The following is a 24,889-nucleotide window of genomic DNA, read 5'->3' as shown; positions in this document are numbered from 1 at the left end:
TTTTTAGTGATCAATAAGACAAGGGCTGCCCCGGCTCAGGTGGCCCACAGCTCCGGCGATTCCACTTCCATCCGCAGGCGGGTGTTGCTGAAGGTGCGTTTCAGCAGGCCGCCGAGGCCGGGTTTGGGAATCTCGGCCATCAGCCGCTGGACTTCGTTGAGCAGCGGGTCGGGCAGTTCGAGCCGGCCTTCGGCGGTTTCCTGGAGCAGCCAGCCGCCGTGTTCCCGGGCGGCGTCCCAGTGGCCCTGGGCGCTGAGCAGGGTCATGTGCAGCACGGAGAGATAGGGGTCGAACACCTGGGGCAGCACGCTGCTGCTGACCTTGAGGGCGGCGAGCGGGTCGGCGGCGCCGAACCAGCCTTCGTCCAGGCCCCGGGCCAGGGCGTATTTGCAGGCGGCGAAGTCGGCGGGCACGTCGATCAGCACCGCCCGGGCTTCGGCCTGTTCGCCCCGGGCCAGGTGGGCGCGGGCCAGGGGCAGGGCGCCGTAGCCGTTGCCTTCCTCGATGGCGGCGCGGCACAGGGCCAGGGCTTCTTCGGATTGCGGGTCGTCGGTCAGGCGCAGTTCGGCCAGGTTGAGCTTGCCGGTGGGGCCCCGCTCGGCGGCCAGGTGGAACCAGCGCTCCGCTGCCGCGCGGTCTCGTGGGAAGCCGCGATCGCCGCGCGCCAGGCGCCGCCCCAGAAAGTTGGCGGCATCGGTGCCTTTGGGGCTGGGGTTTTCCGCCAGCTTGGCGAATACGGCGGTGGCTTTTTCGATGTCGCCGGCCACCACCCAGGCCAGGCCCAGGTCGAACTGGTGGTCCGGTTCGTTGGGGGAGGCGTCGACGGCGGCCTGCCAGGCTTCCGCGACCTCCTGGGCGGAGACGCCGATGGCGGAGAGGATCTGTGCTTCCTGTACCAGCAGGTTGGCGCGCATGCGCCCCGGCGGGCAGTGTTCCAGGCCGGCGCGGGCGTGGCCGCGGGCGGTGACCAGGTCGCCGTCGATGGCGGCGGCCCGGTTGGCGCGCCACCACCAGTATTCGGCGGTCAGTGCCTGGTGCAGTTCCGGGGCGGTGATGGCCTGCTCGGCCAGCTTCAGCACTTCGCCCATGTGCGCGAGACTGCCGCCCCAGCGGGCTTCGCTGCGGGCCAGGGCGTTGGCCCAGGCGGGCAGCCAGTTCGGGTCCGCTTCCGTCACTTCCGCCATCAGCGCCTGGTGGTCTTCCTCGGTGAGCCCCATCACCGTGGCGGCCTGGCCGATGGCGGCCAGCGCCGGCCCCGGTTGAACACCGAGCTCCAGGGCGCGGCCCAGCGGTGCCCGGGCCCGGGTCATGTACATGCCCACCTGCTCCCATTCGGCCTCGGTGAGCATGTCGGCGGTTTCCTCGCCCCGGGCGGCGAGGCCGGCATAGGTATCCGCCAGGCCACGGACCAGCCAGCTCCAGGGGTTGTGGGGCTCGGCCTCGACCCAGGCCTCGATCGCCTCGCGATCGGCGCGGGTCATGGCGTACAGGCTGCCTTCCAGCTGCGCCACGGTATGCAGGGACGGCGTGTTGCGGTAGTCCCTGGCGGTGCGCTCCAGGCGTTCCGTGAGCGCGCTCCACTGGTGGTCCTCGGTGGCGGCGGTGATGGCGGCGTAGGAGCCGGGGATGTACATGTCGGTGATGGTCAGGATCGGGTGCTCGGACATGAAAAAACTCGCGGCGGGTCGGGTTAATCGCTCGGGTGGTCGTTCAAGGGTTTGAATTTTGTGGGATGGGAGCAAGAACGCAACCCGTGGTGATGCGCGGATGCACGTTGAATGAGATGTGCGTCTCAGGATGCCGCGTCGGGGACGGCGCCTCGACGTTCGCGCTGGGCGGGCGGGGCCGACGGACCCCGCCGAGGCGGTCAGCGCCGGGCGAATATTTCCTTGCTCATTAATACATCCAGGCGGTGCACGTGGGCCGGGCGGGCCAGGATGGCGTTCATTCGTTGCAGGTCGCGGAAGATGTCGCCGCCGCCGCCCTCTACATGGGCCTGGCGACCGGCCCGGTCGGGAAACACTTCGAAGATGCCGAACACCCGTTGCGAGTACCGCACCGCGTACCAGGGGCCGGTGGCCGGCTCTTCGCGGACGCAGCCGAGGATGTCTTCCAGCATGCGCAGCACCTCCTGCTCCTTGCCGGGCAGGGCCTCGATATGAATGTAGAAGGCTTTGCGGCCTTCCTGGCCGTCCTCACCGGAGACTTCCACGCCCCGGTGCGGGCGGGCGAGGTCGGTGACGGCGGGTTCCGGCGTGGGGCCGGGTTGGCGTGGGGTCTTGTCGGTCATGGTTCACCTCCTTTGCTGAGGCTTCCACGGTAGCGGTGGCACGCCGCCCGGCGGTGCCTGAAGCGCGCTATGGTTTGCCTGATTGTGCCGATCAGGCTGTACCGGACTTGGCGGCTGGATAACAATGGGCCATGTCCGATGCTCTGTGCCAGGCGGTGCGCCGCTACACCCGATTGCAGGCCAATACGGCGGGGATCGCCACCACGCCGGTGCCCGGGCTGTTTCTGGTGTCGGCCGAGCGCCCCGGCGCGCTGGAGCACGCCATCAGCAAGCCGCTGGTGTGCCTGGTGCTGCAAGGCAGCAAGCGGGTCACCATCGGCCCGCGCACCGTCACCTTCGCCGCCGGCGATTCCATGATCGTCACCGCCAATGTGCCCACCGTCAGCGGTATCCGCGAAGCCAGCGCCGCCCGCCCGTATCTGGCGGTGGCCTTGGATCTGGACCCGACGGTGATCGCCGAGCTGGATATGACCCTGGGTGCTCACGAGGCGTCGAAGGAGCCGGCCTTTGATGACGCCGAGGTTCAGCTCCGGGACGCGGTGTGGCGTCTGGTGCGGTTGCTGGAACAGCCGCGCTCGCTGGCGGTGCTGGGCCCGTCCCTGGTCCGTGAGATCCATTACTGGCTGTTGCTGGGCCGGCAGGGGCCGGCGATTCGTCATCTTGGCCTGCCAGAGAGCCGGGTGCGCCGCATCGGCCGGGCCGTGGCCCTGCTGCGCCGGGACTACGCCCGGCTCCTGACCGTCGAGCAGCTGGCCAACGCGGCCGGCATGAGCCGCTCCGCCTTTCACCGGCATTTTCGCGCGGTGACCTCCCTCTCACCGCTGCAATTCCAGAAGCAGCTGCGCCTGATCGAGGCGCGCCGCCTGCTGATCTCGGAGGGCAAAAGCGCTAGCCGCGCCGCCTTCGAGGTGGGCTATGCCAGCGTGTCCCAGTTCACCCGGGAATACGCGCGCCTCCATGGCCGCCCGCCGGTGCGGGATCGCAACGCGGTGGCGGAGCAGGGCGCGGCCACTGCAGGTTCAAGATAATCGGGCTTCAGAGCGATTCTGGTTTCACCGCCGAGGAGCCTTCCTGCCCGGCGCTGGCCCAGGCGATAACCGCCAGGCCCAGCGCCACCAGCGAGAGCACGGCGCCGGCCCAGTTCGGCGAGGCCAGGCCAAAGCCGGCGGCGATGGTGGCGCCGCCCAGCCAGGCGCCTAGAGCGTTGCCCAGGTTGAACATGCCGATGTTCACCGAGGCGGCCATGGTGGGCGCGCCCGCCCGGTTGGCTCGGTCCATCACCAGCTTCTGGATTGGGGAGACCGTGGCGAAGCCGAAGGCGGCCATCAGGAATACGGAAGCCGATGCCAGGATGCCGTTCTCCACGCCAAGCCAGAACACCAGCAGCACCGCCGCCTGCGCCGCCAGGGTCACGAACAGGGTCCCGAGCAGGGACCGGTCGGCGAAGCGGCCGCCGACCCAGTTGCCCACGGCCAGGCCGAGCCCGAACAGGATCATCAGCCGTGCGACACCGCCTTCCGAGAACCCCGCTTCCTGAATCATCATCGGCGCGATGTAGGTGATGGAGGTAAAGAAGGCAGCGGGGCCGAATACGGTGATGCCCATGGACAGCAGCACCTGCGGGTCCACGAACGCGCGCAGCTCGGTCTTCAGCGCGATGGCCTTGCCCGCTTCGATGCGCGGCACCAGCAGCGCGACACTGACCACGGTGACCAGGCCGATGCCGGCGATCAGCCAGAACACCAGCCGCCAGTCGTAGACCTGGGCGAGCCAGGTGCCGGCCGGCACCCCGACCAGGTTCGCCATGGTCAGGCCCGAGAACATAAAGGCGATGGCGCTGGCCTGCCGCTCACGGGCGACCAGGGAGGCGGCGATGATGGAGCCGACGCCAAAGAAGGTACCGTGGTTGAACGCGGTCAGAATACGACCCGCCAGCGCGATTGGCAGCGTCGGCGCCAGTGCGGTGATCACGTTGCCCAGCGTGAAAATCAGCGCCAGCCCGATGAGCAGGGTTTTGCGGGGCACTTTGGCGCCGAGGACGGTCAGAATTGGGGCGCCCACGAACACCCCCAGGGCGTAGGTGGTGGCCATCAAACCGGCCGAGGGAATGTCGACGCCGAAATCCGTGGCGATTTGAGGCAGGATGCCGGCGACGACGAATTCGGTCAGGCCAATGCCGAAAGCGCCGATGGCCAGCGCGAAGAGGGCGGCGGGCATGGGAGGGTCTCCAGATAAAGAGGTTTTCATTCGAAGATGATTCGGTTAAAAGGAGTCTATTCGAGATAAAATTCGGAGATAAACCGGAAATGCCCGTCCCAGGTAAAGAAAAAGATGCTGTTCGGCAGGTTCGCCATCATCCGGCTGATTTGGACGCGATTGACCGAAAAATATTAGGGGCGCTGGCCGAGGATGCCTCGCGCAGCTACGCGGAACTCAGCAAGATCGTGAACCTGTCCGCCCCCGCCGTGCACGATCGGGTAAAGCGGCTCAAGCGCGATGGCGTTATCAAGGGCACCGTGGCCGTGCTCGACGGCTGCAAACTGGGCCGGACCTTGCTGACGTTTCTGGTGGTCGATACCAGTAACTACAGCGCCACGCGCAAACTGCTTACCTTCGCCGACCGGCCGGAAGTGGAAGAGCTGCATACCGTCGCCGGCGACGGCTGTGTGCTGGTGAAGGTACGCGCTGATGACACCGAATCCCTGGAAAGCTTTCTGATGGAGATCCAGAGCCTGGAAGGGGTGCGGTCGGTGCGCAGCTACATCGCGCTGTCCACCTTCCTGGAGAGGGGCCCATCCCCGGGCCCGGGCTGAGTTTATACAAAAACCAAAACGCTTTTGTTCTTCGCCTGCGCCTGATCGAACCGCACCTCCACGACCGCCCGCCGGTGCGGGATCGCAACGCGGTGGCGGAGCAGGGCGAGGCCACCGCGGGCTCAAGATAATCGGGTTTGGGGCGGCTGGCAGGGCTGGAAGGCGTGCTGATGCCAGCCCCGATTTGCGTTTGCACCCGGCGATATCGCTGACAGGGATTGTCTCTCCTCACTGACCCCTTTTTCCGTTTTTGCCCACTGTTGCCTGCCGCGCTCCAGAGCGATCCTGTGGCTTGGTCGCTAAGCGACGTTTTGGTTTGCATCCAGGCGATAAAGCTCGCCTAAAGTGAGTAAATTCATCCTTTAATAAACTAAGTTGTAGTTGGCAATGGTTTCCTTTGGCGCTATTTTACTCACTATGAGTGAGCAAAAGATAAGTCACATAAACCGGCTCTTGTCCGGCCTGGATGACACCACCCTGGTATCCAGTCGCTGGCTGCGAGCCCACGGTTATTCCACCAGCCTGGTGGCGCGCTACGTGGCCAGCGGTTGGTTGGAGTCCCCGGTGCGTGGCGTTTACCTGCGTAAAGGCGGACGGCTGGAATGGCCGTCGGTGGTGCGTAGCCTGCAAAGTCGTGAGGGCCTGTCGCTGTATGTGGGGGGGCGCTTCGCGCTGGCCCTACAGGGGTATGAGCATTATCTGCGCCTGGGAGAGGCTCCCGTGGTGACCCTGTATGGTCCGGATCGGCCGCCGGGGTGGGTGGCGAAGTTACCGCTTGAAGCGCGTTTCGAGTTCTGCGGCGGTGCGCCTTTTGATCTGGCGTTGCCAGGTCTTACAGCTAATACGTCTGACAGAGAGTTATTGGCTCAAGGGCTGGGCCGGCTGGCCGAGCTGGACGGCATCGTTTGCTCTTCACCGGAACGGGCGATGCTGGAGCTGTGTGATCGGCCGCCGGGGGCGGCGCTGGTGTATGAGGTGGATGCCCTGATGCAGGGAATGGCGACCCTGCGACCGGCGCGGGTGGGGCTGCTGTTGCGTCACTGTCGCAGTGTGAAAGCCAAACGGCTGTTTCTCGCTCTGGCGGAACGGCATCGGCATGCCTGGTTGGCCCATGTCTCCATGGAAGGTGTCGATCTGGGCTCCGGCAAGCGGTCGCTGGTATCAGGAGGGCGTCTGCATCCGACTTACCAGATAACGTTGCCGGGAGACCTGGATGAGCACCTGGGATAGCCGCTACAGGGATCGGGTGCAGCTGCTGGTCGATTTCGCTGATCTGTACGCCGGCAAACTGGCGGCCGCGCTGTCTCGGCAACACCCTCGTGATCTCTTCGATGTCGGCTTGCTACTGGACGATGAGCGGGCGGACCTATCGCTCTGGCGCACTTTTCTGGTCTACCTGACCTGCAACCCTAAGCCGGCCTGGGAGATATTGCAGCCCAGTGAACCCAGGGATTTCCACACCATATTCGACTCCCACTTTCAGGGCATGACCGCCGAGCCGGTCAGCGCGGATCAACTGCTGGACGGTCGGGCGCGATTGCTAAGATGGGTCACGGGTTGGCTGGATGAGCCCTCGCGCGCCTTCCTGTGGTCGGTGGAGGATGAACGACCTGATTTTGCACTGATCGGCTTACCCCAGGCTCGGGAGCTGCCAGGTGTGCGCCGCAAGCTGCATAATCTTGTCCGGCGGTCCGAGGCAAAGCGGGATGCGGATAAAGAACATCTGGAACAGTCGCTTAACCGAATCGCCAGGCAGGCTGAGTGACCGCCCGGATTGCAGATATCGTAGTGTGACTACGATAAGTATGGAAAAACTAAAAATTTCTTTCGGAATGGGGGAGAGAGGATGGAAGAGTTCACCAGGGTTATGGCGGAAGGCCTGCAAAAGGGCAATCTGCTGCTTGTCATCGTCTTACTGGTGGTGATCGTTCTACTGAATGCGCATAAGTTTCACCCCATCCTTGTTGAACGAAAAAAGCATCGTTTAAAAGCGGTGGAAGCCGCTTTGAATTCGGAATGGGTGCAAGGCCAGGAAAGGGTATGCCTTCAGCAACAGGCCGCCACGGAGCATTTCCATGCCGCCACCGGGATCATGTTGGAGAAGGCGCCGCGTGAAGCCTTGCTGCGGATCTACGAGCGAAGTGCCGGGCGTCTTTCTTTCGTACATTTCAAGCGAGCCATGCCTTTTGTTCGCTATGAAAAGGGCGAGTTCGAGGTACGGCTGGGACGGTTTGATCGGTGGATGATGTGGGCCGGCATTGGCACTGGGCTGGTTTTTGTTCCGTTATCCATGGGGGTCTTGGTTTGGGTGCTCTATGCGTTGCTGGCGTGGCACAGCGAACCGCTCGGTTCGTGGAAAGTCTGGGTGTTCTTGAATTTGGGCGGTTGGGCGTCGGTGTTGTCGTCCCGCTCAGCCTATTCCGCGAATCGCGTTCGCCGGGAAATACAACGCCAAGCCAGTGAAACAAACATCCCCGATGACGCAACCAATCCGCTCGCCAACCCCTAATGCGAAGACACAAACTCCGCGCCCTCATGGGCCGGCGGTAGCGCGAAGCTGTCGCGCAGGCGTTTGGCTTCCCGGGCCGGGGGCAGCCCGAACAGGCGCTTGAACTCCCGGTTGAATTGCGAGGGGCTTTCGTAGCCCACGGCCAGGCTGGCGGCGCTGGCGGTGATGCCCTGGCGCACCATCAGCAGCCGCGCCTGGTGCAGCCGGGTGGATTTCACGTATTGCATGGGCGCCATGCCGGTGATGGCTTTGAAGTGGCCGTGGAAGCTGGGCACGCTCATGCCCGCGTCGCGGGCCAGTTCAGAGAGGTTGAGCGGCTGCGCGTGGCAGGTGTGGATGCGCCGCAGCGCGTCCCGAATCTGCGCGAACCGGCCTTGCAGGGTCAGCGCCGCCCTAAGGGTCTGGCCCTGGGGGCCGGTGAGCACGCGAAAGTACAGTTCCCGCACCAGCGCCGGGCCGAGCACGGCGGCTTCCAGGGGATCGTTCAGGGCTTGCAGAAAGCGGTGTAATGAGTCGGTGAGCGCCGGGTCCAGGGGGCTGGACATCATGCTTTGCGGGGCGGCGGTGGGCGCTGGGGCGCCCTGGTGGTCGATCTGGATCATCACGTCCGCCGCCACTTGAAAATCCAGATGCATGTACACCGCCAGCAGGGGCTGTTCCGGGGAGGCATCGGTTTCCATCACGAAGGGCACCGGCACGGAGACCGCCAGGTAGTGGCGGGCGTCGTAGCAATAGACCTGGTCCCGAAAATAGCCGCGCTTGCGGCCCTGGCCGACGATCACGATGCCGGGGTCGTAGAGCACCGGGGTTCGCGCCAGGGGGCGGTCAGAGCGCAGCACGCGCACGTCCGGCAGCGCGGTCAGGTTGTAACCCTCCTCGGGGGCGAGGGCGGCGAGCAGTTCCACCAGGGTCGGGCGGTGGGCGGTGGCCGGGGTGCTGGAGGGATTCACGGTGGCTCGGTGACGCGGCTGAGGTATTTATAAGAATAGGCAATAAAAAGAGAAGATGGGAGCGTTTCCGGGTGGCGCCCGGAGAATAGTATGCACTCTTCCGTGACGGTTGGAGTGTATCGAAATGGCGGTTTCCAAAACCCTGTTGATTACCGGTGTGAGTAGCGGCTTTGGCCGGGCGCTGGCGGAGCAGGCCCTGGCCGAGGGCCACCGGGTGGTGGGCACGGTGCGCACTGCCGAGGCAAAGCGGGCCTTCGAGGCGCTCGACGCCAGCCGCGCCTTCGGGCGCCTGCTTGATGTGACCGACTTCGAGACCATCGAGGGCGTGATCGCCGAGGTGGAAGAGAGTGTCGGCGAGATCGACGTGCTGGTGAACAACGCCGGTTACGGTCAAGAAGGCGTGCTGGAGGAGTCGCCGCTGGACGCCATGCGCCGGCAGTTCGACGTTAACGTGTTCGGGGCGGTGGCCATGACCAGGGCGGTGCTGCCCTACATGCGCCGCCGCCGCCGCGGGCACATCCTCAACATCACGTCCATGGGCGGCTATATCACTATGCCCGGCATCGCCTATTACTGTGGCAGCAAGTTCGCCCTGGAAGGGATTTCCGAAGTGCTTGGCAAGGAGGTGGCGCCGTTCGGTATGTTCGTGACGGCGGTGGCACCGGGTTCCTTCCGCACCGATTGGGCCGGCCGTTCCATGGTCCGCACACCCCGGTCGATCACCGATTACGACGCCCTGTTCGATCCGATCCGCGAAGCGCGGCAAGCAAAAAGCGGCCAGCAGCTTGGCGACCCGGTGAAGGCGGCGCGCGCCATGCTGGCGGTGATCGACAGCGAGGCACCGCCGGCCCATCTGCTGCTGGGCAGTGACGCGCTGGGTCTGGTACGCGATAAGCTCACCGCGCTGGCCGCCGAGATCGATCAATGGGAGGCGCTGAGCCGGTCCACGGATGGGTAGCTCCGTGGCGGACAGGCCGCCGGTCAGTGGGCGGCGCCTTCGTCCTCGTCCGGCCGGGCGCGGCGGAGGCGTTCCTGTTCTTCCTCGAAGGCGGCTTTGATTTCGGCGAGCACGTCTTCCACGTTGGCGGCCTGGCCGGCGTCCTGGAATTCGCCGGTGAGGGGCGTGTCCGGGTGCAGCTCGCCGGCTTCGTAGAGCGCCCAGATTTCCTCGCCGTAGCGGCTGTCGAGCAGGGCCGGGGCGAATTGGCCGTAATAGCGGGTCATGTTGTGGACGTCGCGCAGCAGGAAGGCTTTGGCGTGGTTGTTGGCGGCGGCGTTGACCGCCTGGGGCAGGTCGATGATCACCGGGCCGTAGGCGTCGAGCAGCACGTTGAATTCGGACAGGTCGCCGTGGACCAGGCCGGCGCACAGCATGCGTACCACGTAGCGCATCATCTGGGCGTGGTCTTCCAGGGCCTGCTCCTCGGAGGGCACCACATCGCAGAGCCGGGGCGCCACATCGCCCTGGTCGTCGGTGATCAGCTCCATGAGCAGCACGCCTTCCAGCATGTCGTAGGGGCGCGGCACGCGCACGTCGGCGGCGGCCAGGCGACGCAGGGCGTCCACCTCGGCGGTCTGCCAGATCTTTTCCTGCTGGTCGCGGCCGAAGCGGGAGCCCTTCTCCATGGCGCGGGCGCGGCGGGTGCTGCGCACCTTGCGCCCTTCCTGGTAGTGCACCGCCTGTTTGAAGCCGCGCTTGGCGGCTTCTTTGTAGACCTTGGCGCATTGCACCTTGTCACCGCAGCGCACCACGTAGATGTCGGCTTCCTTGCCGCTCATCAGGCGGCTGATCACTTCGTCCACCAGGCCGTCGTCGACCAGGGGCTGTAGGCGTTTCGGGGTTTTCATGCCGCCCTTATACGCTATTCGCCGGGCCCCGGCATCCCTGGGCGGGCCCCTCAAACCGGATCGGTGATCTCCTCCTTTTGCTTTGCTAGCAAAAACAGCACCACCGCCGCCACGGCGCCGAAGGCGTCGCTCCACAGGCCCGGATAAATCAGCGCCAGGGCGCCGGCCAGGGCGAGCAGGCGCCAGGGTGGGCTGAGGGGCCTTCGCAGGTAGCCTTCCACGGCCACCGCCAGGAGCAGCACGCCGATCACGCTGGTGACGATGACCCAGAGGGTGTTGGCCAGGGTGGCGTCGATCATCAGCATGCTGTGGGCGAACACGAACATGTAGGGCACCAGGAAGCCGGCGATGGCCAGTTTCATGGCCTGGAAGCCGGTGGCGTTGGGCGAGCCGCCGCTGATGCCGGCGGCGGCGTAGGCGGCCAGGGCCACCGGCGGTGTCAGGTTGGCGAAGATGCCGAAGTAGAACACGAACATGTGGGCCACGAAGATCGCGGTGTCGTTGCTGCCGGCCAGTTCGCGGAACAGGGGCAGGTTGAGCAGGATCGGCGCGGCCATGGTGCTGGTGATGATGTAGGTGGGGATGCTGGGCAGCCCCATGCCGAGCACGATGGAGGCGACCATGGTGAGCAGCAGGGTGACCAGCAGCTGAAGGGTCGGGAACGGGATCGAGCGGCCCAGCTGTACCACGGCGTCGGCGGCGTCCAGGGCGATGCCGGTGAGGGTGGCGACGCCCACCACGATGCCCACGGCGCCGCAGGCCAGGGCCACCGGGATCGAGTTGCGCACGCCGTTGGTCATGGCATCGCGGCAGTCCGCCAGGTCGATCTTTTCCGCTTCCAGGCCGAGCCGGGCGCGCAGGGCGTTGATCACCACCGGCAGGGCGATCACCGCGAACAGGCTCCAGCGGCTCAGCGGCATGGTGGGCATGGCGTGGCCCAGGGCCAGGGCGCGCAGTTGCGGCTCGAAAATCAGCAGCGCCAGCAGCACGCTCAGGCCGATGGTGACCTTGCGGGTGCCGCAGATCAGCACGGTGGCGGCGATGGACCAGAAGGCGGCGAAGAAGGGCGCGCGGCCTTCGAACAGCAGCCACAGCAGCACCGCCATGGGCACCAACAGGTGGCCGCGCTTGAGCAGGACTTCACGGATCGGCGTGAGTTGCGAGCGGGGAATGCCTTCCAGGCCGTTGCGCATGGCACGCAGGTGCACCTGGAACAGCACGCCCAGATAAAATAGCAGCGCCGGGATGATGCCGGCCAGAATCACCTGGGTGTAAGGCACGGACAACACCTCCGCCATGATGAAGGCGGCGGCGCCCATGATCGGCGGCAGGATCTGCCCGCCGACGCTGGCCGAGGCTTCCACGGCGCCGGCGAAGTTGGGCTTGTAGCCGGTGCGCTTCATCAACGGAATGGTGAAGGCGCCGGTGGTGACCACGTTGGCGATGGCGGAGCCATTGATGGAACCGAGCAGGCCGCTGGCCAGCACCGCCACCTTGGCGGGGCCGCCCCGGGTGTGGCCGGCCACCGCCAGGGCCAGGTCGTTGAACAACTGGCCCAGGCCGGATTTCACCAGAAAGGCGCCGAACAGAATAAACAGGATGATGTAGCTGGCGGACACGGCGATGGCGGTGCCGAGCAGGCCCTCGGTGATGAACACCAGGTGCGACATGATTTGCCGCCCGGTGGCCAGCAGAATGTTCTCGTTGAGCTGCGGGTAGAACGACAGCTTGGCGTAGAAGCCATAGATCAGAAACAGGGTCGCCAGCAGGGTCAGGCCCCAGCCGGTGACCCGGCGGGTGGCGTCCAGCACCATCAGGATCGCCACGGCGCCGACGATCATGTCGGTGGTGTTGATGCGTCCGCCGGAAGCGATCACCCGGTCCGCCACCACCAGCATGTAGGTGCCGATACCGAAAGCCATGGCGGCCAATAACAGATCGAGCCAGGGCACCCGGTCGCGCACGCCTTTCTTGGTGATCGGGTAAAGAATAAAGGTCAGCGCCAGCAGCGTGTAAAGGTGGATGCTGCGCTGGGCCACGTCCACCAGCGGCCCGGAGAACGAGGTGTAAAGATGGAAGGCCGCCAACAATACGCACACGGTAGTGACGAACACCACCGCCCAGCGCGGCAGAGCGTCGCGGACCACGCTCTCGCGGTCGTACTTTTCCAGGGCTTCCTTGACCGCCGGATCGGTATCGTCCGGCGTCGGCCCCGATGTGGGTGGCTGGCTCATGCGCCTCTCCAGAATAATCGAGCACGTTGGTGTCGCGCGGCGGTGCCAGCGGTCAGCGGAACGATGATTTGTCCAAGGCCCGTGCCAAGGCGGGCAGCGCGGTTAACAGCGTCGCGTCGCGGGTGCTGAACGTCAGCACCGGCGACGTGCCGGGGGCGCTCAGCACCAGTGTCCACCGGTGATAACCCAGGCGATAGTTCTCGGCGGCGGCGGCCTGGACATTGAGCGGATCGACGGGGCGTTCAATGCCGCTCATAACCACCCAGCCGTCTTCCAGCCGGGTTTCCGTTCCCACCCGGTCGGGCACGCCGGCGCCAAAGGTCTTGAAGCGGGTTTCCACCAGCATCAGGCTGCCGTCCGGCTGAACCTGAAAACGTTCCCGCCAGTCTTCCTTTTCAACCGAGTGGGTCCATTGCAGCACGAAGCCGGTGCCGGCGGGGCCGGGCAGGGCGTAGCGGGTTTGCTCGCCCTCCCGTACCACCAGCCACGGCAGCGGCACCAGCGTGACCGTGGCGCCCACGGCCACGATCAAAGCGAGCCACGGCCATCGGCGGGACTTGCCCATTCCCGGTCTTTAGCCGCCGTTGCCGTCGCCTTCGCGGTCATCGTAGTACGCCTTGGCGCCCGGGTGCAGCGGCACCACCAGGTTCTGGTCCATGCTGGCCGGGTCGATGTCCTTGAGTGCCCCCACGGATACCTTGTCGGAACCCAGATAGTCGTCAAAGCGCTTGGTCAGTTCCTGGGCCACCGCCTTCTCCATGGACGCCGGCACGATCAGAATATTTCGGATCGCCACGGTGGTGACCGCGTTATCCAGCCCGTAGCGCTCGGGCTTGCCGGCGGGGATGGTGTAGGTCTCATAGTAGGGGTAGGCCTCCAGCAGTTTGTCCGACACTTCGCCTTCCACCGGCACGAAAGTCACGTCGCTGGTCTGCATCAGGCCGGTGATGCTGGAGTTGGGCACGCCGGAGGTGAAGAAAGCCGCGTCCAGGTTGCCGTTGCTCATCTCGGTGACGCTGTCCGCGTAGCCGGTGTGGCTGACCCGGGCCAGATCGTCATAGGTGAGCCCGGCGGATTCCAGTACCTTCTGGGCGCTCTGTTCCACGCCGGAGCCGACCTTGCCCACGCCGACGCGCTTGCCTTTCAGGTCCGCCACGCCCTGGATGCCGCTGTCCGCGGTGGCCACGATCTGCACCACGTTCGGGTACAGCCCGGCCAGGGTGGCGATGTCCGCCTTGGCGCCCTCGAACTGGTTCTCGCCGTTGATGGCGTCATAGGCCACGTCGCTCATGACGATGGCGATCTGGTTCAGGCCGTCCTGGATGTTCTGGATGTTCTGCACCGACGCGCCGGTGGACACCACCTGCACCCGGCCGACCTGGTCGCTGGCTTCGAACACCGGCTTCAGGGCGCCACCGATGGGGTAGTAGGAGCCGGAGGTACCGCCGGTGCCGAAGATCAGATCCACTTCCTGCTGGCCGGCGTCGGCCTGGGAGGTTTCGGTGGTGGCGCTGCCGGCCATATTGTCGGTGTCCGCGTCCTTCTTGGCGGCGTCGTTGCCGTTATCACTGCAGCCGGTCAGCGCGGCGCCGGACAAGCCCAGCACGGCGGCCAGTATCAGAGTGCGAGTTAGCATGGGTCTCTCCTGATATTCGTGGTTGTTTATTCCTGTTATCGAGACTGCCCACAGCTTACGAGCGGTGATGGCCTGATACTACGCCAGGAAAGGGGCTTAAGACCAAAGTCGAACAACGCCCGCCTGGCCACCGCCCTGCCGGGGTGTCAGCGCTCCAGCCTCAACCGCGATTCAACCGCTCCACATAACCGCACAACATATCCGCCATGCCGTTCGCGTAGCGCTCGATTTCCTCCTTGCCGCGTGGCTTACCGGAGAACGACTTGCCCACGCTGGTCAGGGTGGAGGCGATCAGATCGCTGGCCAGGTCCTGCTCGGGTTCGTCCAGGTCCGGTAGCAGCTCTAGTATGAAGTCGTCGAACAGCCGGTCGGCCTCTTGGCGCGCCTCCTTGGCTTCCGGGGCGTCCCGGTAGAGTGGCGCGGCGTCCGCCAGGGCCTGGCGCACCCGGGCTTCGGCGCATTCGGAAGCGATGAAGCCGTGCACCAGTTGCCGCAACCGGCTCAGCGGTGGCCCGGGTTGGGAGAGGATGCCCTCCAGCATGCGAGCGGAGTCCCGCCACTCATCCGCCTGCAGCCGGAACAGAATCGCCGCCTTGTTGGGGAAGTACTGATACAGCGAGCCCACGCTCACGCCGGCTCGTTCGGCCACCCGAGCGGTGGTGAAACGGGCGGCGCCTTCCCGCTCCAAAACCTGAACCGCCGCCTCCAGAACCGACCGCAGAAGCTGTTCCGCGCGGGCCTGTTTGGGCTCCTTTCTCGTGGAAATAGGGGGGCTGGGGCGCTCGGCCATGGGCGGTTCCTGAATGCGAATATAAAAACTGACGGATTGCTCATATATTTTTTAGCACCACTCATCAGCCCCCTTCAACAGGAGAGCACAATGACTGCTTTAACCTCCGCGCCGCTGGCCAACCTGATCAGCCGCTTGTTCGCCGAGACGGACGCCGCCACCAGCCCCGCGCTGCAATCCTTCACCGACGAAGAACGTGCCACGCTCAACAGCAGCAAGACGCAATACCGCGAACTGTATGGCCGGCTTAAGGATCTCTGGCTGCCGGTGTCGCCGGACACCGGGCGCTTGCTCTACATGCTCGCCCGCTCCTTGCAGGCCCGGCATATCGTTGAGTTCGGCATGTCGTTCGGGCTGTCCACGCTGCATCTGGGTGCCGCCCTGCGCGACGGAGGCGGTGGCCGGGTGATCTCCACGGAGTTCGAACCATCCAAGGTCCAGCGGGCCCGGGCCCATGTGAGCGAAGCGGGCCTGGAAGACCTGATCGAGATTCGTGAGGGCGACGCGCTGGAGACGTTGTCCCGGGACCTGCCGGAGCAGATCGATCTGCTGGTGCTCGACGGCGCCAAGGCGCTGTACGCGGACATCCTTGACCTGGTGGAAGCACGGCTGCGCCCCGGCGCCTGGATCGTCGCCGACGACGCGGACAAGAGCCCGGAGTACATCGAGCGCATTCATAACGACGCGGCTTATCTGTCCGTGCCGTTCGCCGAGGACATCGAACTCAGCATGAAACTGGCCTGATCCAGGGCCCGTTTCCGGAGAATCCCCATGAAGATTTTTTTGACCGGTGCCACCGGCTGGGTGGGCTCCGCCATCCTGGGTGACCTGCTGGCCCACGGCCACCGGGTGGCCGGGTTGGTGAGGAGCGAGGAAAAGGCCCATGCCCTGATCGGCAAAGGCGCCGAACCCGTGATCGGCACCCTGGACGACGCCCGCATTCTGGCCGCGGCGGCCAGTGACGCCGACGCGGTGGTACACACCGCCTTCCACCATGATTTTTCCCGCTTCGCGGAGAGCGCCGCCCAGGACGCCCGGGCCATCGAATGGATGGGTGCGGCGCTGGTGGGCACGGACACGCCCCTGCTGGTGACCAACGGCCTTTCCGGTTTGCCCCGTGGCGCCAACGAAAACGACCGGCCGGATCCGGCCTCGCCGCGCCGTTCCGAAGCGGCGGCCCGGGTCGTGCGGGAGCGTGGCGTCCGGGTGGCCACGGTACGGCTGGCCTGCTCGGTGCACGGCGCGGGCGACCACGCCTTCGTGCCGGCGCTCATCGCCCTGGCCAAGCGCACCGGCGTCTCCGCCTGGATCGGCGACGGCGCCAACTGCTGGTCCGGCGTGCACCGACTCGACGCCGCCCGGGTCTACCGCCTGGCCCTGGAGGCGGGCCTGCCGGCCACCGTTTATCACGCCATCGCCGACCCGGCCGTGCCGTTTCGGGACATCGCCCGCAAGATCGCCGACCGGCTTGGCGTGCCCGGCGAAGCCCGCCCCGCGGAGCATTTCGGTGGCTTCGCACGAATGGCCGGCGCCGACCTGGCCGCCTCGTCGGCCCTCACCCGCGCCGCGCTGAACTGGACACCGGTGGGCCCGAGCCTCATGCAGGACCTGGATGAGCCGGGTTACTACGTCTGAAGAAAAAGCCTTCGTGACCGCCCGGAAGCGGGACGCGGAGACCCAGAGCGCCGGCTATCAGATCATCGAAGCGGACAAAGTGAGAAACAGGAGGCGCTGCCCTCCGTTGAGCCCGTGTTTCCGGTGGTTCTGGTTGCCTCGGCCGCCGCGATGTTGTGATGGCGGGCGGACTGATCGGCGTTCCGTTATAGTCTCTGGCAAATGACAAACGCCGGCGGTTCGCCGGCACCAAAGGAGAGCAGTATGTTCAACCACGTGATGATCGGTTCCAACGATATCGAGCGGTCCAAGCGTTTCTACGACGCGGTGCTTGGGGTGTTTGGCGCCCGCGAGGCGATCCGCAATGAATCCCCGTCCGGGCATATGCGCCTGTTCTATATTCATGACGGCAGCACCTTCGCCGTGAGTCAGCCGATCAACAATGAATCGGCCACCGGCGCCAACGGCGGCACCATCGGTTTCAAGTGCGAATCACCGGAGCAGGTAAAGGAATTCCACGATGTGGCCGTGGCCCATGGTGGCAAGTCCGTGGAAGATCCGCCGGGGCTGCGCGAGAGCGCCATGGGCGCCATGCACCTGAGCTATGTGCTGGACCCGGACGGCAACAAGCTGTGCGGCATCCACCGGGTCCGGTGACGCTAAGGCGGTCATGCCCCCGGAAGGGAATGCACGGGCCGCCTGCTGACCGGTGTGAACTCTTTCCCGGATGCAAACGGTGTTTTCCTGCATGCTTTGATCGCCGCCACGGGAGGTAGGACGGTCGATAACAAGTATGCAAGGAGAAAGCGTGGCCATCATCGGCATTGATCTGGGTACCACCAATAGCGCCTGCGGGGTCTGGAAACCGCAAGGCGTTGAACTGATTCCGAATCGCCTGGGCGAAGTGCTCACCCCTTCCGTGGTCGGGCTGGACGATAGCGGAGAGATCATCGTCGGGCGCACTGCCCGGCAGCGGCTGATCCACCACAGTGACAAAACGGTGGCGGCGTTCAAACGGCTGATGGGTACCGGGCACCGGGTTGGGTTGGGAACCCAGCTTTTCACCGCCACCGAGCTGTCTTCACTGGTCCTGCGCTCGCTTAAGGAGGACGCGGAGGCCCACCTCGGCGAGCCGGTGGAGGAGGCGGTGATCAGCGTTCCCGCCTATTTCAACGACAACCAGCGTCAGGCAACCAAACAGGCCGCGGAGCTGGCCGGCCTGACGGTACGCCGCCTGATCAACGAGCCCACCGCGGCGGCCATGGCCTATGGCCTGCACCAGAACCAGGAGGGGCTGTTCCTGATCCTGGATTTGGGGGGCGGCACCTTTGATGTTTCCTTGCTGGAGTTTTTTGAAGGCGTGATGGAAGTCCATGCCAGCGCCGGCGACAACTTTCTCGGTGGCGAGGACTTCGTCGAGGCGATGATCAATGACGTACTGGCGTCACGGGATATACCCCGCGACAGCTTGCCGGCGTCAGTGCTCCAGAACCTTTACCTGCAGATGGAAGGCGCCAAACGCAAGCTGGGTACGCCACAAACCCTGACGCTGGACCTGAATGGCCAGTCGTTTACCCATGAGGTGACACCGGAATGGTTCGCCCGGATCGCCACGCCCTTGCTCCTGCGGGCCAAGCATCCCATTGAGCGCACGCTGCGGGACGCGGATCTGCACCCGGGCAAGGTGGATGAAGTGGTGTTGGTGGGCGGCTCCACCCGCTTGGCGTCGTTCCGCTCCATGGTGGGGAAAATGTTTGGCCGTTTGCCTTCCTGCCACCTGGACCCGGACACCGTGGTCGCGCTGGGAGCCACCATCCAGGCCGGGTTGCTTGCCCGTGGCGAGGGATTGGATGACGTGGTATTGACCGATGTTTGCCCTTACACCCTGGGCACCGGCATTATCAATGAAGATAACCCCTCCCTGGGTGACTACTTTCTACCGATTATCGAGCGCAATAGCGTGGTGCCGATCAGCGTGGAGCGCCGTTTGTCCACCGCCAGTGACGGACAAACCCGGATCACCGTGAAAGTGTATCAGGGGGAAAACCGGCTGGTGGAGAAGAATGTCCAGTTGGGCGAGATGGAGGTCCAGGTTCCCAAGGGAGCCCGTGGTCAGGAAAGTGTCACGGTTCGCTACAGCTATGATATGAACGGCTTGCTGGAAGTGGATGTGACCGTCACTTCGACCGGAAAGACCTACCACAAGCTGATCGAGCACAGCCCTGGCGGTCTCAGCGAAGAAGAGAAGGCGCATTCCCGGGAACGCCTGGCGTCGTTGAAGTTTCACCCCCGTGACGGTGAGGAGAATCGTGCCTTGCTGGCCCGTGCGGATCGGCTTTTTGAATCCAATCTCGGAGAGCGGCGGGAACGCATCGCCGATTTGATGGGCGACTTCGAGCAGGTGTTGGATCGGCAAAACCCCCTGGATATCGCCCGTGCCCAAAAGACATTCCGGGAGGCGCTCGACTTTCTGGAAAGCGAGAGCTGGTTCTGATGGACCCCTGGCGGATTTTGCAGCTCGAAGCCACCGACGATACCCGCGCCATCAAGCGGGCCTATGCACGGTTGCTGAAAACCACCCGGCCTGATGAGAGCCCGGAAGCGTTTCAGGCCCTGCACGCCGCCTACAAGGCGGCGCTGAAAGACGCGGAGACGGCCACTGGCGCCGAACCCGGCGGGGGGCGCACGTCGCCGGAGCCACGGTTCGAATCCGAGGCGCACGAACGGGCCGTCACGGAGCCTGTTCCGCCCGAGCGGGTTGATCCGCCACCGCCTTCTCGCGATCTGGATCACGCCCGGCTGGCTGATAGCGAGTTCGAACGCTTACTGGCGCGTTGCCGGGAACTGCTGGATGCCGGGGCGGCGCGGGATGCAGGCGCCGAGCGGGTGACCGCCTGGCAATTTCTCGCCGAAAGCCCTTGGATGCTGGATAGCGCTTTCCAGCACCGTCTGGGCGATTCACTGCTTCAGCTTTTTCTGGAACGCCAAGACAGCGCGCCACCGGATGAGCCGCTTCTGCATTACCTGAACCAGCTTTTCGACTGGCAGGGAGATCGCGGGGCGCTGTCCGGGCGGCTGGGCCGTGAGAGATTGGACCTGCTGTTGGCTCCGCTGGACAGCACGCCAAGCGATGATTCCGACCTGATCCGTGGGTTGCGTGGCGGGGAGAAGGTGGTGCGGGAGGTGCGCCGCGAGGAGACCGGCGAAACGCCTTCCGCGGAACCCGAAGAGCCCTATTTCACCGTCATGGGCCTGCGACTGACGGCAATGATTCTGGATTGGATTCTGATTGGCTCGCTGGTCGCCATGCCGGCCTGGATCGTGGTTGTCATCAACAGCAGCATCAATGATACCGATCAGAATACCTTTCAGTGGGTCTTAAGCATCTTCCTCGGCTTGGTTATCCCAATCTATTTGGTGATGGCGGTGGTCATGGAGGGCGGCGGCCGCTGGCAGGCCACGCCAGGCAAACGCATGTTGGGTTTGAAGGTCACGGACCGTAACTTTCAGCCGTTGTCCTTTGGTCATAATCTGTGGCGTGTGGTGTGCTTCGTTTTAATCCACTCCTTTGCGGCGCACTTTGTCGTGGTGATCAATATCTTCCTGCGTGGCAATCTGGTACATGATCGAATAAGCCGGAGCTATTTGATCAATCAGGCCCGTAGTGAGCGGGAGTACAAGGAACGTCAGGGGCGATAGTATTCCTCGCTCGGGTGTGGTTGGTAAGAGACATTAACTGGTTTGGAAATTCTTATATGGAAATAGTGCGGCGAGCCTCCTTCGGGCTGTTGTGGGTGATGGTTTTTCTGATCGGGTGCGCGGAGAGAACCTCGGAAGAGAAACTTCAGGCGCTGGAGGAAAAACAGAAGGAGTACCAGGCACGTATCGACGGCATCAGCGATGAAGAGGCGCGGCGCACACTGACTCATCTGAACGACATGGTCTTCTGGGTCGAGCGCTCGGAGCTGGAGCAAAAAGTGCCCCCCGAGCAAGTGGAATACGAGCCATCGGCGTTCACGATCCTGGACGACTATGAGAATCCACGGGATATGGCGGAACAATGGGCCGCCGGCCTGCTGCTGGTCAGTGACCTGCGTTATCGCCCGGCGGAAACCCGCGTGCTGCCACCTTTTGAATATCCCTTCGAGAGCCGACTGGAATGGCAATCGGTAACGTTGAAAGACGGAACGGCGTTGTCGGTGGTGGAGCGTGATCCTTTCGCCGACCAGACGGGTCTGGCCCCGATGGTACTGTGGAACAGCGCCTTTGAGCGCTTGGAAACGCAGCTGGAACGACATCGTAACCTGCCGATCGGGCAGGTTCCCCCGAAGCCCGCACCAGTGGTTCGGGCGCGGGGAAAGCTCACGCTCAAAATGCCTGAGGCGCTACCGACGCTGGCGTTCACCGCCGCCGAGGTGGGTGAGACAAAGGCGGTGGCGGACTGGCGCTTTACCCTCAAGGAGATTGACGGGCATCAAGCGCGGCTGATCGTCGGTTTGCCGAAGGACTTTGATCAGGAAAGCGTTGACGCGGTGCTGGATTCGATGGTGGCGGAAGCCAGTGACGAGAGCGGCCGCTTCCTGTCGCGCAGTGGTAGTTCCCAGGGGCCGGAGGGCAGCGAAGGCAGCATGCTGGAGGTGCTCGAAACGCTGATCGAGACGGCCGAGGCCGGCGAGCTGGATGACGAAGACATGCTGGAGCGCGTGGTTCGGGAACAGCGTAATCTGCTCGATGAGGATCATCCGGAACTTTACTACGAGGTCGCGTTCCGCGGCACGCCGAGTCGCATCCAGTTGCGCATACCCGGTCTGGCCAAGGAAAGTGTGCTCACCGTGCCTCTGGATATGGCGCCGGTGCAGTTCGAGGTGCCGGATAATCTCAATGAGCCTAAGCCGTTTGGCGTGACGGCCCGGGTTTACGATCATGATGCCTCCGACTGGTTGCTGAACCAGCCGCTGGAAGCCAGGCCGGATGAGCTGGCGTCGTTGATCACGCCCACATTCGTGGCGGGCGAGGATATCGGCACGCCCGGCTTTGAGGTTACCGACAAGGTTTACTTCCATTTTCCCGACCGGATGAGTAATCGTCTGGTTTCCACCTTCGAACGCTTTGATGAAGTGAATGCTCTGGCGCTCCTGGATGAGAGTGGGAAGGTGCTCTATGAGTATGATCCGGATGATCGCGATGCGCCCTTGAAGTTCACGGTTGATCGCGTTGAGTATCAGCCTGGCCGATTCGATGGTCCGCCAGCCACACTACGCGGCGAAATCGATATCACCCTGTATACCAATATCAATGTGAGCGACTATTCGATCGACGCCTTGCCGGAGGGTTATGAGATGCATGGGCCGGTGTTGTTCGGTCCATCGGCGGCGGACAATCAGGTTCCGGACCTGGTGCTGGCGTATGATGCGCAAGAGAACTATCTGAAAAAAATCACCACCGTGCGTCATGGATTCGACGAAGGCTGGTCCCGTCGCGCCTACCACTTTTACGGCACGCCCGCGGGTTTCGTGTTTGTTTCACGCGGAACGGGCCAGAAAGTGCCTTATGCGTTCCAGGTCTCTCTTCAGGAGTAAGTGTCTCGTGGTTGGCGAGCCCGCGCGTGGATTACGCCGGGCGCCACCAGGGCGTGCCGGGCGCCGGTGCGTGCAGGTCGAGCCGCTCGCCCATCATCGGCGTGGTGATCGACACCTCGTGCTCGGCGGCGAGCGCGGTGATCCGCTCGAACGGCTGGTGCCAGGGGTGCAGGGCGAGGTTGAAGGTGCCGTTGTGGATCGGCAGCATCCAGCGGCCGCGCAGGTCCAGGTGCGCCTGCAGGGATTGCTCGGGCAGCATGTGCACGTAGGTCCAGCGCTCGTTGTAGGCGCCGGTTTCCACCAGGGTCAGGTCGAACGGGCCGTAAGCGTCACCAATCGCCTTGAAGCCATCGAAATAGCCACTGTCGCCGCTGAAGAACACCCGCAGATCGGCGGCCTCGATCACCCAGGACGCCCACAGGCTCTGATTACCGTCGCGCAGGCCGCGCCCGGAGAAGTGCTGGGCGGGCGTGGCGGTGAGGTGCAGACCCTCGATCTCGGTGGACTGCCACCAGTCCAGTTGCTCCACCTTCGCCGCCGCCACGCCCCAACGGACCAATTGATCACCGACGCCCAGCGGTGCCACGAAATGCTCGGCCTTCTCCGCCAACCGGAGGATGGCGGTCCGGTCCAGATGATCGTAATGGTTGTGTGACAGAATCACGCCGGTGATGGGCGGCAACTCCTCAATGTCGATTGGTGGCTCATGGAAGCGTGCCGGACCGGCCCATTGCACCGGGGAAGCGCGTTTGCTGAACACCGGGTCGGTGAGCCAGTAGCGGTGGTTCAGCTTTAGCAGCACGGTGGAATGTCCAAGCCGGTAGAGGCTGCCCTCGGGCGCCGCTTCCAGTTGTGCCCGTGTCAGGGGAAGAACGGGAATCGCCCGGTCCGGCACCGTGTCGGCGGGCTTGTCGAACAGTGCCGTCCAGATCAGCTTCAAGGTGCCGCGCCACCCGAAAGACGGCGGGCGCGCGGCCTTATTGCGGAAGCGGCCTTCCCGGTGCTGCGGTGATTCCGCGAAGCCAGTGCTGTTCTGGCAGCCACGGCGGGGCCGGCAACGGTGCATCGCGCGACGCGGGCGGGCAGAGGAGGCGGTCATGGTAAGGCTTCCTGGTGAAAGAATGGGAAAAGGTAGACTGGGCAGTGTAGGTTTGCCTTTTGAAAAAGTAAACCGGAGAGTGTAAAGTTTTCGTCGCCTCATCGATTGCCCAGGTCCTGCCCATGTCCTCATCCCCGCAACGCCTCACCGACCGAAAGCGCGCGGCCATTTTGCGCGCGGCGGCGGCGGAATTCCGCCAGGCCGGTTTCGAGGCCACCAGCATGGATCGCATTGCCGCCGCCGCCGGTGTTTCCAAGCGCACGGTCTACAATCATTTTCCCGGTAAGGAAGCGCTGTTCGCCCGGATTCTTGAACAGCTTTGGGAGAGCAGCGTGGGCGGCGTGGCCCTGATTTACCGCGCGGACCAGCCTCTGGCCCCGCAATTGAAGCAATTGCTGCTGCAAAAGCTCCTGCTTCTCAGCGACCCGAATTTCATTGACCTGGCCCGCGTGGCCATGGCCGAGATCATCCACGCGCCGGAGCGGGCCCGGGAGATCGTCGGCCGTATGGACGAAAAGGAAGGCGGGCTGGTGCGGTGGATTCGCGCCGCTATCGCTGATGGGCGCCTGCAGGGTGTGGATGAGGATTTTGCCGGCCAGCAATTGCAGGGGCTGGTGAAGAGCTTCGCGCTCTGGCCGCAGATCATGATGGGGCAGGCGCCGCTCGGTGAAGCCGAACGCGAGCGCGTGGCGGAGTCCGCGGTGGCAATGTTTTTGGGGCACTACGGTCGCGGCGATTGATCATTGCCCGGTCCGAGGCGCTGCCGTTCCGGGTGGGTCGGGCGGGTACGATCTTCCGTTGCTTTTCACGAGGGAGTTACTCCATGGATCAGGACCAGATCAAAGCCCTGTTCGATCAACAGGCTGAAGGTTACGACACTCAGTGGGTGAAGACCGCGCCGATCCGTGAGTGCCTGCATTTTCTGCTGGATTCCCTGTTCACGGATTTGCCGGACGACGCGCGAATTCTGTGCGTGGGCGCGGGCACCGGGGCGGAGATCGCCCATCTGGCGTCTCGGCACCCCGGCTGGTATTTCGTGGCGGTGGAGCCTTCCGGAGCCATGCTTGAAGAGTGTCGGCACAAGGCGGAGCGGGGAGGCTTCGCGGACCGTTGCACCTTCCATGAAGGTTATGTGGAGTCATTGCCCGCCGACCAGCGGCACCACGCGGCCACCTGTTTTCTGGTTTCCCAGTTCATTCTCGACGAGGCCGAACGCATCCGCTTCTTCGCGGAGATCGCCCGGCGTTTGCAGCCGGGCGGGTTGTTGGCCAGTTCCGATCTGGCGTCGGACGTTGCGTCGCCGGAATATGCGGTGCTGCTACGGGCCTGGATGAGCATGATGTCGACGGCGGCGGTGTCGCCGGAGATGCTCGAGCGCATGCGCCACGCCTACGCCAACGATGTGGGCGTGCTGCCGCCGGAGAAGATCGCCGCCTTGATCGCCGCCGGCGGCTTCTCGTTACCGGTGCGTTTTTTCCAGGCCGGCCTGATCCACGCCTGGTGTTCCCGGCGCGATTGAACCGGCCC

Annotated in this window: 24 protein-coding genes; 14 read left to right on the top strand and 10 right to left on the bottom strand. The window is 64.3% G+C overall.

What is annotated here, in order from left to right; translation table 11 throughout:
* Positions 1-35: 35 nt before the first annotated feature.
* Together JF515_RS13165 and JF515_RS13160 are read right to left on the bottom strand one after the other, a co-directional pair.
* Positions 36-1,667, bottom strand: coding sequence for a sel1 repeat family protein (locus tag JF515_RS13165; protein WP_203104892.1), 1,632 nt, complete (start codon positions 1,665-1,667; stop codon positions 36-38).
* A 200-nt stretch (positions 1,668-1,867) separates the two neighbouring features.
* The gene (locus JF515_RS13160) at positions 1,868-2,290 is read right to left on the bottom strand and encodes a putative quinol monooxygenase (protein WP_203104891.1); all 423 of its coding nucleotides are present in this window, start codon (positions 2,288-2,290) and stop codon (positions 1,868-1,870) included.
* Positions 2,291-2,421: 131 nt separating this feature from the next.
* On the opposite strand from JF515_RS13160, the gene JF515_RS13155 reads away from it, so the two are divergent.
* Entirely contained in the window at positions 2,422-3,318 is an 897-nt protein-coding gene (locus JF515_RS13155) for an AraC family transcriptional regulator (RefSeq protein ID WP_203104890.1), read from the top strand.
* A gap of 7 nt (positions 3,319-3,325) precedes the next feature.
* Here the strand turns inward: JF515_RS13155 and JF515_RS13150 are convergent, their stop codons facing one another.
* Positions 3,326-4,507 carry an MFS transporter gene (locus tag JF515_RS13150; RefSeq protein ID WP_203104889.1) on the bottom strand — a complete coding sequence of 394 codons (1,182 nt, stop codon included), beginning with the start codon at positions 4,505-4,507 and terminating at the stop codon, positions 3,326-3,328.
* 149 nt (positions 4,508-4,656) lie between these two features.
* Here JF515_RS13150 and JF515_RS13145 point away from each other — a divergent pair, with 149 nt between their 5' ends.
* The 4 genes from JF515_RS13145 to JF515_RS13130 all read left to right on the top strand — a co-directional run bounded on the left by JF515_RS13145 (position 4,657) and on the right by JF515_RS13130 (position 7,612).
* On the top strand, positions 4,657-5,103 hold the full coding sequence (locus tag JF515_RS13145) for an Lrp/AsnC family transcriptional regulator (protein WP_238401054.1): 447 nt from the start codon (positions 4,657-4,659) through the stop codon (positions 5,101-5,103).
* Positions 5,104-5,490: 387 nt separating this feature from the next.
* A complete protein-coding gene (locus JF515_RS13140) occupies positions 5,491-6,333 on the top strand; it encodes a type IV toxin-antitoxin system AbiEi family antitoxin domain-containing protein (RefSeq protein ID WP_203104887.1) in 843 nt (280 codons plus the stop codon).
* Positions 6,317-6,868, top strand: a complete 552-nt coding sequence (locus tag JF515_RS13135; protein ID WP_203104886.1) for a nucleotidyl transferase AbiEii/AbiGii toxin family protein — start codon at positions 6,317-6,319, stop codon at positions 6,866-6,868. The genes JF515_RS13140 and JF515_RS13135 overlap by 17 nt, the downstream gene beginning before the upstream one ends.
* Before the next feature lie 81 nt (positions 6,869-6,949).
* The gene (locus tag JF515_RS13130) at positions 6,950-7,612 is read left to right on the top strand and encodes a hypothetical protein (protein ID WP_203104885.1); all 663 of its coding nucleotides are present in this window, start codon (positions 6,950-6,952) and stop codon (positions 7,610-7,612) included.
* Here the strand turns inward: JF515_RS13130 and JF515_RS13125 are convergent.
* Positions 7,609-8,562, bottom strand: a complete 954-nt coding sequence (locus tag JF515_RS13125; protein WP_338015221.1) for an AraC family transcriptional regulator — start codon at positions 8,560-8,562, stop codon at positions 7,609-7,611. The genes JF515_RS13130 and JF515_RS13125 overlap by 4 nt on opposite strands.
* Before the next feature lie 124 nt (positions 8,563-8,686).
* Here JF515_RS13125 and JF515_RS13120 point away from each other — a divergent pair, with 124 nt between their 5' ends.
* Positions 8,687-9,520 (top strand): oxidoreductase, encoded by an 834-nt coding sequence (locus tag JF515_RS13120; protein ID WP_203104884.1) that lies wholly within the window; start codon positions 8,687-8,689, stop codon positions 9,518-9,520.
* Between the two features lie 23 nt (positions 9,521-9,543).
* Here the strand turns inward: JF515_RS13120 and JF515_RS13115 are convergent, their stop codons facing one another.
* The 5 genes from JF515_RS13115 to JF515_RS13095 all read right to left on the bottom strand — a co-directional run bounded on the left by JF515_RS13115 (position 9,544) and on the right by JF515_RS13095 (position 15,070).
* Positions 9,544-10,410, bottom strand: a complete 867-nt coding sequence (locus JF515_RS13115; RefSeq protein WP_203104883.1) for a PA4780 family RIO1-like protein kinase — start codon at positions 10,408-10,410, stop codon at positions 9,544-9,546.
* Positions 10,411-10,460: 50 nt separating this feature from the next.
* Positions 10,461-12,644, bottom strand: a complete 2,184-nt coding sequence (locus tag JF515_RS13110) for a TRAP transporter permease (RefSeq protein WP_203104882.1) — start codon at positions 12,642-12,644, stop codon at positions 10,461-10,463.
* A 52-nt stretch (positions 12,645-12,696) separates the two neighbouring features.
* Positions 12,697-13,209, bottom strand: a complete 513-nt coding sequence (locus JF515_RS13105; protein ID WP_203104881.1) for a DUF1850 domain-containing protein — start codon at positions 13,207-13,209, stop codon at positions 12,697-12,699.
* Positions 13,210-13,218: 9 nt separating this feature from the next.
* Positions 13,219-14,280, bottom strand: coding sequence for a TAXI family TRAP transporter solute-binding subunit (locus JF515_RS13100; protein ID WP_203104880.1), 1,062 nt, complete (start codon positions 14,278-14,280; stop codon positions 13,219-13,221).
* A gap of 160 nt (positions 14,281-14,440) precedes the next feature.
* The gene (locus tag JF515_RS13095) at positions 14,441-15,070 is read right to left on the bottom strand and encodes a TetR family transcriptional regulator (RefSeq protein ID WP_203104879.1); all 630 of its coding nucleotides are present in this window, start codon (positions 15,068-15,070) and stop codon (positions 14,441-14,443) included.
* Between the two features lie 90 nt (positions 15,071-15,160).
* Here JF515_RS13095 and JF515_RS13090 point away from each other — a divergent pair, with 90 nt between their 5' ends.
* The 6 genes from JF515_RS13090 (at position 15,161) to JF515_RS13065 (ending at position 22,263) form a co-directional block, all read left to right on the top strand.
* Positions 15,161-15,814: an O-methyltransferase gene (locus JF515_RS13090; protein ID WP_203104878.1), complete on the top strand. Its 654-nt coding sequence runs from the start codon at positions 15,161-15,163 to the stop codon at positions 15,812-15,814.
* Positions 15,815-15,841: 27 nt separating this feature from the next.
* On the top strand, positions 15,842-16,705 hold the full coding sequence (locus JF515_RS13085; RefSeq protein ID WP_203104877.1) for an SDR family oxidoreductase: 864 nt from the start codon (positions 15,842-15,844) through the stop codon (positions 16,703-16,705).
* A 243-nt stretch (positions 16,706-16,948) separates the two neighbouring features.
* The gene (locus JF515_RS13080; RefSeq protein ID WP_203104876.1) at positions 16,949-17,341 is read left to right on the top strand and encodes a VOC family protein; all 393 of its coding nucleotides are present in this window, start codon (positions 16,949-16,951) and stop codon (positions 17,339-17,341) included.
* Between the two features lie 136 nt (positions 17,342-17,477).
* The gene (locus JF515_RS13075; protein ID WP_238401052.1) at positions 17,478-19,178 is read left to right on the top strand and encodes a molecular chaperone HscC; all 1,701 of its coding nucleotides are present in this window, start codon (positions 17,478-17,480) and stop codon (positions 19,176-19,178) included.
* On the top strand, positions 19,178-20,383 hold the full coding sequence (locus JF515_RS13070) for an RDD family protein (protein ID WP_203104875.1): 1,206 nt from the start codon (positions 19,178-19,180) through the stop codon (positions 20,381-20,383). Before JF515_RS13075 ends, JF515_RS13070 begins: the two co-directional genes overlap by 1 nt.
* A 56-nt stretch (positions 20,384-20,439) precedes the next feature.
* Positions 20,440-22,263: a hypothetical protein gene (locus JF515_RS13065; protein ID WP_203104874.1), complete on the top strand. Its 1,824-nt coding sequence runs from the start codon at positions 20,440-20,442 to the stop codon at positions 22,261-22,263.
* 31 nt (positions 22,264-22,294) lie between these two features.
* Here JF515_RS13065 and JF515_RS13060 read toward each other — a convergent pair whose 3' ends face one another.
* Positions 22,295-23,362: an MBL fold metallo-hydrolase gene (locus tag JF515_RS13060; RefSeq protein ID WP_238401051.1), complete on the bottom strand. Its 1,068-nt coding sequence runs from the start codon at positions 23,360-23,362 to the stop codon at positions 22,295-22,297.
* Positions 23,363-23,484: 122 nt separating this feature from the next.
* Between JF515_RS13060 and JF515_RS13055 the strand changes: the two genes are divergently transcribed.
* Positions 23,485-24,102, top strand: a complete 618-nt coding sequence (locus JF515_RS13055; RefSeq protein ID WP_203104873.1) for a TetR/AcrR family transcriptional regulator — start codon at positions 23,485-23,487, stop codon at positions 24,100-24,102.
* An 83-nt stretch (positions 24,103-24,185) separates the two neighbouring features.
* Complete coding sequence (locus JF515_RS13050; RefSeq protein WP_203104872.1) at positions 24,186-24,881, top strand: class I SAM-dependent methyltransferase; 696 nt, start codon at positions 24,186-24,188, stop codon at positions 24,879-24,881.
* The last annotated feature ends 8 nt before the right edge of the window (positions 24,882-24,889 follow it).

This window comes from Alloalcanivorax marinus, assembly GCF_016785095.1.
In the GTDB taxonomy this organism is placed as follows: Bacteria; Pseudomonadota; Gammaproteobacteria; order Pseudomonadales; family Alcanivoracaceae; genus Alloalcanivorax; species Alloalcanivorax marinus_A.
The sequence above is the reverse complement of the archived record's forward strand: the minus strand, read 5'-3'. Positions and strand labels throughout refer to the sequence as shown.